We start from the raw sequence: 7,882 nt of genomic DNA, 5'->3' as shown, positions 1-7,882 counted from the left end.
CGTTTGGGCACGGTGTGGTGGCGATCTACTTTGGGTTATACTGGATAATCAACACCCTTGATTTATTATTTTTACAGGGGGAAAAGGAAGGCCGAACGCGTTGCCAGAGTCGACTGTTGCGCGGAAATATGCTCTTGCTCAAGGCATTCCGGCTCATGCGATTTTGACGGAGGAGCAGTCGCGTATTACTGAAGAGAATCTAGTGTACGCGAAGCAGCTTGCTGGAGAACATAAGCTGCAAACCTTTCTTGTTGTAAGTGATCCGCTGCATATGAAGCGCGCGGTAAGAATGGCCCAGGATCTGGGGATGCAGGCTGAGCCTTCTCCCACAACAACATCAAGATACATAGGTATCTGTAGCCAATTAGCTTTTTTGAGCAGAGAAACCTTTAACTACCTCGGCTATTGTTTTGTGCATACTTACTTTTTAATAATGCGGCGAGCAGTCTTATAATTTTTATCTGCTGGTTCCCGCTTGCGTAAAGAGCTGCATGGAGGAAGTTCTGGGAGATGAAGCGTGTTATAGAATTCATAGTGTGAAAAAGAAAAAGAAAAGAAGGTGGTATACGTTGACCATAATATACAGGCATACGGTAAATAAAAGTGCATGTCGTACCCAACCGCTTTGGCAGTAGGGCATTAGGCTGAACAATATAAGTGGACCCATACATTTCCAAATTAGAGCAAGAAGCGGGTTTGTTGAAAAAATTGAAGAAAGCAATGGATTGGCTTCTTCAATATAGTTGTTTTGAATCCCGTAACTAGTAAAGTACCAGTCAGTGATGTTGAGGATAAACAAATAAAAGATAAAACGCTGGTAAAGGGAAACGGTGCGAATCATACAAACTCCTTCCATAGACAAAAACTAATTTTTTTATATTTTAGCCAAATTTAGAGAAATAAGTAACAATAAGACAAAAAAATGATCCATTGACTATATCAATGGATCTAAGGTAGGAGTGGAGAGATTAATTCAATTCCAGGAGGTGTCAACCCATTTAAGGGGGTTGTTTTTATTATAAATGGTTTTGTAAGCGTTATCAACACTATTTTCTAAATTTTTACCATCTTTTTTATTCAGGGGAATTTACTCGAAAAAGAAATATTTTTCCTTTCCTGACATATAGTTTAAAGAAGAGTTCAGAAGGAAGGTGTAAAGATGCAGCGGATACAGCTATCCTTTCCACAAGTTGATGAAAGATTGTTGTCACAATTCCGGTTATCGTTATACGATGAGATGGAAAAGGCGTGTTCTGTGTTGCATTTTTGTATACAGGAAGACGAGGATAGAAGGTACAGGCATTTTCATTGTCAGGGTTGGCCAAAGGAAGAACACACGATTTTGGTGTATGAAGCATGGATGTCAGCGTTAGTGAATGCCATTCGGTTTTATGTGTCTGCCAAGGAAGAGGAATGGATATTCAGACGTATCGTACATCATCACTGTTATAATAGAGCAGTTGGAAAAAACAGACTATCCCGCTATGTATTAGAGCATGTTCGGGATAGATGCGAAGAGGGTGAGGACAAGAAAAGGTACAACAGGCATCGAATTGAACAAGAAATTATAGCTTATTTGGAAAATTACCATATCCTTCAATTGGATGGCTTTTTTCGTTTTCGCCTGAGAGAATACATAGAAGAGTTATGCGAAAGTGTGGATGTGTGCATTGAACAATATATAGCGGAAGAAGAGCATGGAACACTTTTGAAACGCCTGCAAACTTTTTTCTTTGCACTTCCGTACCGTACAGATCTGCTCAGGCTTGTCCATACATCTCGTTTTGAATTTACTTATTATAACGAAGCATGGGAAGAGCTTGTGCCATCCGCCTCCCTATATTCGCCAGCGGAAGTAGGACTTGTTTATGCAGATGAAGAAGCGGCAATTATTACAGCGTTAGCCGCATTTTCGCCGAAACGAATCGTGATATACACCCGTTGGCCAAGCCATGGGTCGATTGCGACATTGGAGCGGCTTTTTGCGGATAGAATAACGGTTTGTACAAAATTTTCATTTCCGGTACACATTGAACCTGAGGCTTGACTTTCATTTTATAGCTTACTATAATCAAATCAATAGCATCATACCTAATAGCAATGATAAGGACATGGTCCCAACCATACGGTTTTCAGAGAGGGGAGACATAGGCTGTGAGCTTCCCAACACGCGGTTGTCGACTACCACCTTGAGCTGCCGACCGGAATGCGCATATGCGTTAGTATGGAAGGCCGGAACACAGCTTCCGTTATCGAATGACGAGGACATAGCATTTCCAGCTGGTTTTGCGGTGTCGAATTAGGGTGGTACCACGAGAATAACACGCTCGTCCCTTTGGGGACTGAACGTGTTTTTTTATTTGTGGATAAGAAAGTAGATGTTGCCGTAAAGGAAGAAGGCAATATCTACTTTCTTCCGAGCGTATTACTTGAAAAAACCGCGAGGCGTGTGCCAAACATTGCGTTGCGCTACAGCTTGGCATCGCCCGCGGGTTTTTCTTATCTGAAGGAGGAAGTTATCATTATGTCAGTAGTGAAAGTTACATTGCCGGACGGTTCCAAGCGTGAATATGAATCCGGTGTAACCGTTGAGGATGTTGCGGCTTCCATCAGCCCAAGCCTGAAGAAAAAAGCGATTGCCGGTAAAGTGGACGGTAAAATCGTCGATGTTAAAGCGGTTATTCCACATGATGCTTTACTGGAAATTTTGACAGAAGACAGCCAGGAAGCACTGGAAGTGATGCGTCATAGCTGTGCGCATTTAATGGCTCAGGCAATTAAGCGTATCATTGGTGATGATAACGTGCGTTTAGGAATCGGTCCGGTTATTCAGGATGGTTTCTATTATGATATCGATACCAATGTGACAATTACACCGGAAATGCTGGAGCAAATCGAGAAAGAAATGCAGAAAATCGTCAAAGAAAATTTGCCGATCGAACGCAAAGTCGTCTCCCGTGAAGAAGCGCTGGAGATTTATGAGAAGCTTAATGATCATTTGAAAACTGAAATTATTTCTGAGCTGCCGGAAGGCGAAGAAATCAGCATGTATCATCAAGGTGAGTTTTTCGACCTTTGCCGCGGGCCTCATGTTCCGTCTACAGGCAAAATTAAAGCGTTCAAGCTAATGAGCGTGGCTGGCGCATACTGGCGTGGCGATTCCGATCGCCAAATGCTGCAACGTATTTATGGCACATGCTGGGCCAAAAAGTCCGATCTGGATGAGTACCTGCATTTTCTTGAGGAAGCAAGAAAACGTGATCATCGTAAATTAGGTAAAGAGCTTGAGCTCTTTATGTTCTCCGAGGAAGCACCGGGAATGCCGTTCTATCTTCCAAAAGGTATGATCATCCGTAATGAGCTGGAAGCGTATGAACGTAGTTTACACGTACAACGTAGCTATGAAGAGGTACGCACACCACTTATGATGAATCAGCGTCTATGGGAACAGTCTGGACACTGGGATCATTATCATGAGAATATGTACTTCACTGAGGTAGATAATACGAAGTTCGCGCTCAAACCGATGAACTGTCCAGGTCATATGCTGGTTTATAAAAATAAAATCCATTCCTACCGTGATCTGCCAATTCGCATGTCAGAGTTTGGGCAGGTGCACCGCCATGAATTCTCTGGTGCGTTGAACGGCATGATTCGTGTCCGTACGTTCACTCAGGATGATGCGCACTTGTTTGTCCGTCCGGATCAAATCGAATCTGAGATTAAAAACGTGATTGATCTTGTTGATAAAATATATGGGGTATTTGGCTTTAATTACACCATTGAGCTGTCGACACGTCCGGAAGATTCAATGGGCAGTGACGAACTGTGGGAGACAGCCGAAAAATCCTTACAGAATGTGTTGGATGGTTTAGGTGTTCCATACCATATTAATGAAGGCGATGGCGCTTTCTACGGTCCGAAAATCGACTTCCACATTCAGGATGCCATTAAGCGAAGCCACCAATGTGCAACCATTCAGTTGGACTTCCAAATGCCTGAGAAGTTCGATCTAACATATATTGGCGAGGACAATCAAAAGCATCGACCTGTTGTTATCCATCGCGCCATCTATGGGTCGATTGATCGCTTCATCGGTATTCTGACAGAGCACTTTGCAGGTGCATTCCCAACTTGGCTTGCACCTGTACAGGCAAAATTGATTACAATTGCGGAACCGCACAAACGTTATGCGGAAGAAGTAAAAGAGAAGATGCTGGAGAAAGGCATCCGTGTTGAGGTAGATAGCCGCAATGAAAAAATCGGCTATAAAATCCGTGAAGCGCAAATGAATAAAGTACCGTTCATGCTCGTTATCGGTGATAAGGAGATGGAAGATGGCGCATTGTCCGTACGTCGCCGCGGTGAAGGCGATCTGGGAGCCAAACCAGTCGATGAAGTCGTGGAAATGATTCTTGAAGAAATTACAACTAAAAAATGCTAATCTGCAGCAGATAAATAAAAAATGGAGAGAAAGGCGCCTTTCTCTCCATTTTTTTAATTCCCAAGGCTTGCTTACAACGGTATGTAAGGGTCTTTTTACATAGTCTTTACGAACTGTTAACTTTATATTGGCATAATGAAAGGAGGAAAAGAGGAGGAGCAGCACATATGTTTTCATTGTTTAAAAACCTGCGAAAAACAAAAACCCCATTCGTCTATACCGATCAGCGGGTTCAGGTCAAAAGACGTCTGGAGAACGAGCTGGCAGCCGGCCGCCACGTAGTATTGCTGTATCTTGATATTATGAAGTTATCTGATATCGAGTTGAAGTTTGGATATATGGCAGCCGGTCGTATTCTGCAACATATGGATCAGGCGTTGCTCATCGCCTGCCGTCACAGTTTGATGCCGCCGACCCGCTTGATTGCCATACAGAAATTGTGGGCTGATGACTATGCCGTCTACCTTTCGTTCGAGCAGCATTGTACCGATGTGTTGGTGCATCACATATGCATCACGCTTAAACATGAAGTGGAAAAGGTACTAAACCGCAAAATTACACATTCTCATATTAGCAATATCGAAGTACATATCGGATATGCAAAAATTGAAGGGATGGATCTGGCCAAAGACATGTATTCTTCCGTTAAATTGGCGAGTCAGATGGCCAAGTGCGGGTTTATGTCGGAAGAGTTCAGGCAGATGCAGGAATTTCGCAGGATTATGGAGCAGGAAGATATTCATACGGTCATTCAGCCAATCGTATCATTGAAAACAGGAGTACCATTGGGGTGGGAGACGCTTGTACGCGGGCCGGAGAATAGCTGTTTTCACTCGCCAGGCCAGCTTTTTTCTTTTGCACAAAAGACCGGAACGAGCTTCCAGCTGGAATCGTTGTGCCGTCGCCATGCGGTAAAGCGTCTAGGGCAATTGCGCCCATCAGAGAAATTGTTCATCAATCTGGATGCGCGCAGCATTGATGATCCCTTTTTGCTGCGTGGGCGAGTATTTAAATTAATGGAGCAATACCAGTTGAATCCACACAATATTGTTTTCGAGATTACAGAACGGCATGCGATTAAGAATTTCGCTTCTTTTCGTACTATTATTCAGGCATACCGTAAAAAAGGATATTTAATCGCCGTAGATGATGCAGGCGCTGGTTATTCCAGTCTGGAAGCTATCGCCGAAATCTACCCCGACTATATTAAGCTTGATATGGCCCTTATACGCAACATCGATTCTGATGCGGTTAAGCAGGCATTGGTAGAAACGTTCGTGCAGTTTGCAGATAAGGTAAAATGTCGTATTATTGGTGAAGGCATCGAGACAGAAAGTGAATTGGAAACGCTGGTGAAGCTGGGTGTGGATTATGGACAGGGATTTCTGTTAGGACGGCCGGGACGTGATGGCGCACCGATTACAGAACAGGCGATAAATAAGCTGAGGCAATTGCAGGAGGAACGTTCGATGCTCCAGTTTGAAGAACCGTCTGGCAAGGTAGGGGATATCGTTAGAAGTACTGTTTGTGTAAACCAAGATACTCTAGTACGAGAAGTCCATCATATTTTTGAGCGAAACGCAAAAATTGACAGCATTGTGGTCCTTGAAGGCAGGATTCCCCGAGGGCTTATTATGCGTTTTCAGCTATACAAAATTCTTGGTGGACAGTACGGTGTTGCGCTGTATTATGAAAAGCCGGTGTCGCAGTTGATGAATCGTAGTCCCCTTATTGTCGACAGGCGCGAAAATATCGAATTGGTTGCAAAAAACGCGATGGAGCGCCAGTCCTTTTATTTATACGATGTCGTTATTATTACTGAAAAAGGTCAATATACAGGTGTGGTTACAGTACAGAGCCTGCTGGACATGCTCGCAAAAGCAAAGCTGGAAATCGCTGCAGTATCCAACCCGCTGACAGGATTGCCAGGTAATGTTCGCATTGATCGAGAAATTGCCGTGCGCCTGGGTAAGCGGAATGATTTCACAGTTATTTATGCTGATTTGGATAAGTTTAAATGGTTTAATGATCAATTCGGTTTTGAACTTGGCGATGAAATTATCCGTCGTACGGCACAGATGCTTGGTACGGCCATTCGAGTGAGCGGAGGCAAACACTGCTTTTTGGGTCATATTGGCGGAGACGATTTTATTATGATTACACCACCTGACCATGTAGATGAAATCGTTTTATACGTACGTCAGCGTTTTCACGATCATTTTCAGGACATTGCAGGAGATGAGAAGGACGTAGGGACCATTCTTTCTATTTCAATGGCTGGAATACGTTGTGTGCCAGGCGTGTATAAATCTTCTGGGCAAGTTGCTGAGAAAGCAGCCCGAGTTAAAAAAGAGGCCAAGAAAATCATAGGAATTTCTTATATAGAAGATACGGAACTTTGTAATCAGGCCCGTATGTAGTAAAGCGACTGCATCCTGTAAAAAGTTGTAGTGTAAAGCTTGACGGGACAATCTTCATGGGATATACTGTTACAAGTGTAAAGAATATAACGGAATCCAAAGCAGAAGCACCCGCTTCTCACCTGTATGATGCATATATGTTGTCTTCAGGTATGTATTATGATCCATAATGAAAGTATGTATTTATGGAATAGAATGCGGGCGTAATGTGCCCGCATTTTTTGCTTTGGTTCAAAAAAATCTGGAGGTGGCAGGCTATTAGCAAAGATCATTTAGTCAATGAAGATATTCGGGCTCGTGAGGTTCGTTTAATTGATCATGAGGGTGAGCAGATCGGTATTGTGCCGTTTCGTGAAGCGCTTCGCCTTGCACAGGAGAAAGAGCTTGATCTTGTGAACATCGCGCCGACTGCTAAACCGCCGGTGTGTCGTATCATGGACTATGGTAAGTTCAGATATGAACAGCAAAAGAAGGAAAAAGAAGCTCGTAAAAATCAGAAGGTTGTCGACATTAAAGAAGTTCGTTTGTCGCCGACGATTGAAGAGCATGATTTCCAGACGAAGCTACGCAATACTGTGAAGTTTCTTGAGAATGGAAACAAGGTTAAGTTGACCATTCGCTTCCGTGGACGCGCGATTACTCACTCTGAAATCGGTCAGCAAGTAATGGAAAAGCTGGCGAAAGAAGTGGAGAATATCTCGACTGTCGAGCGTAAGCCGAAAATGGAAGGGCGCAGCATGATTATGATTCTTGCGCCAAAAAGCGATAAGTAATTTTTGATTGGAGGATTTGTACGATGCCAAAAATGAAAACTCACCGTGGAGCTGCTAAGCGCTTCAAGAAGACTGGAAGTGGCAAGCTGAAACGCTCCCATGCTTATACTAGCCATATTCTGGAGAAAAAATCTCCGAAACGTAAGCGTAATCTGCGCAAGGGCGCAATCGTATCGAACGGCGACCAAAAACGCATTGAGTCCATGCTGACATACATGAAGTAATTACGATTTTTGATTTGAAGA

The 7,882-nt window shown here is 43.4% G+C and carries 7 protein-coding genes and 1 other annotated feature; of the genes, 6 read left to right on the top strand and 1 reads right to left on the bottom strand.

What is annotated here, in order from left to right; translation table 11 throughout:
- The first annotated feature begins 64 nt into the window (after positions 1–64).
- Positions 65–454, top strand: a complete 390-nt coding sequence (locus tag HMPREF0083_RS23305) for a YdcF family protein (protein WP_327849022.1) — start codon at positions 65–67, stop codon at positions 452–454.
- Between the two features lie 75 nt (positions 455–529).
- Here HMPREF0083_RS23305 and HMPREF0083_RS30275 read toward each other — a convergent pair whose 3' ends face one another.
- On the bottom strand, positions 530–841 hold the full coding sequence (locus HMPREF0083_RS30275; RefSeq protein WP_222860865.1) for a DUF5658 family protein: 312 nt from the start codon (positions 839–841) through the stop codon (positions 530–532).
- Between the two features lie 318 nt (positions 842–1,159).
- Between HMPREF0083_RS30275 and ytxC the strand changes: the two genes are divergently transcribed.
- From ytxC to rpmI, 5 genes are all read left to right on the top strand, one after another.
- On the top strand, positions 1,160–2,047 hold the full coding sequence (gene ytxC / locus HMPREF0083_RS23300) for a sporulation protein YtxC (RefSeq protein ID WP_021624360.1): 888 nt from the start codon (positions 1,160–1,162) through the stop codon (positions 2,045–2,047).
- 477 nt (positions 2,048–2,524) lie between these two features.
- A complete protein-coding gene (thrS, locus tag HMPREF0083_RS23295) occupies positions 2,525–4,444 on the top strand; it encodes a threonine--tRNA ligase (protein ID WP_040304674.1) in 1,920 nt (639 codons plus the stop codon).
- 167 nt (positions 4,445–4,611) lie between these two features.
- The gene (locus tag HMPREF0083_RS23290; RefSeq protein WP_021624357.1) at positions 4,612–6,864 is read left to right on the top strand and encodes a GGDEF domain-containing protein; all 2,253 of its coding nucleotides are present in this window, start codon (positions 4,612–4,614) and stop codon (positions 6,862–6,864) included.
- A gap of 93 nt (positions 6,865–6,957) precedes the next feature.
- Positions 6,958–7,094, top strand: a sequence feature (ribosomal protein L20 leader region).
- Complete coding sequence (infC, locus tag HMPREF0083_RS23285) at positions 7,071–7,637, top strand: translation initiation factor IF-3 (RefSeq protein WP_021624356.1); 567 nt, start codon at positions 7,071–7,073, stop codon at positions 7,635–7,637. (Overlaps the previous feature by 24 nt.)
- Before the next feature lie 23 nt (positions 7,638–7,660).
- Positions 7,661–7,861: a 50S ribosomal protein L35 gene (gene rpmI, locus HMPREF0083_RS23280; RefSeq protein WP_021624355.1), complete on the top strand. Its 201-nt coding sequence runs from the start codon at positions 7,661–7,663 to the stop codon at positions 7,859–7,861.
- Positions 7,862–7,882: the final 21 nt, after the last annotated feature.

Source organism: Aneurinibacillus aneurinilyticus ATCC 12856 (assembly GCF_000466385.1).
Taxonomy (GTDB): Bacteria; Bacillota; Bacilli; order Aneurinibacillales; family Aneurinibacillaceae; genus Aneurinibacillus; species Aneurinibacillus aneurinilyticus.
The sequence above is the reverse complement of the archived record's forward strand: the minus strand, read 5'-3'. Positions and strand labels throughout refer to the sequence as shown.

What these genes read in the sequence shown, in the direction of transcription:
- HMPREF0083_RS30275 (WP_222860865.1), bottom strand. Translation starts at nt 841, where the DNA reads ATGATTCGCACCGTTTCCCTTTACCAGCGTTTTATCTTTTATTTGTTT.
- ytxC (WP_021624360.1), top strand. Translation starts at nt 1,160, where the DNA reads ATGCAGCGGATACAGCTATCCTTTCCACAAGTTGATGAAAGATTGTTG.
- thrS (WP_040304674.1), top strand. Translation starts at nt 2,525, where the DNA reads ATGTCAGTAGTGAAAGTTACATTGCCGGACGGTTCCAAGCGTGAATAT.
- HMPREF0083_RS23290 (WP_021624357.1), top strand. Translation starts at nt 4,612, where the DNA reads ATGTTTTCATTGTTTAAAAACCTGCGAAAAACAAAAACCCCATTCGTC.
- infC (WP_021624356.1), top strand. Translation starts at nt 7,071, where the DNA reads ATGTGCCCGCATTTTTTGCTTTGGTTCAAAAAAATCTGGAGGTGGCAG.
- rpmI (WP_021624355.1), top strand. Translation starts at nt 7,661, where the DNA reads ATGCCAAAAATGAAAACTCACCGTGGAGCTGCTAAGCGCTTCAAGAAG.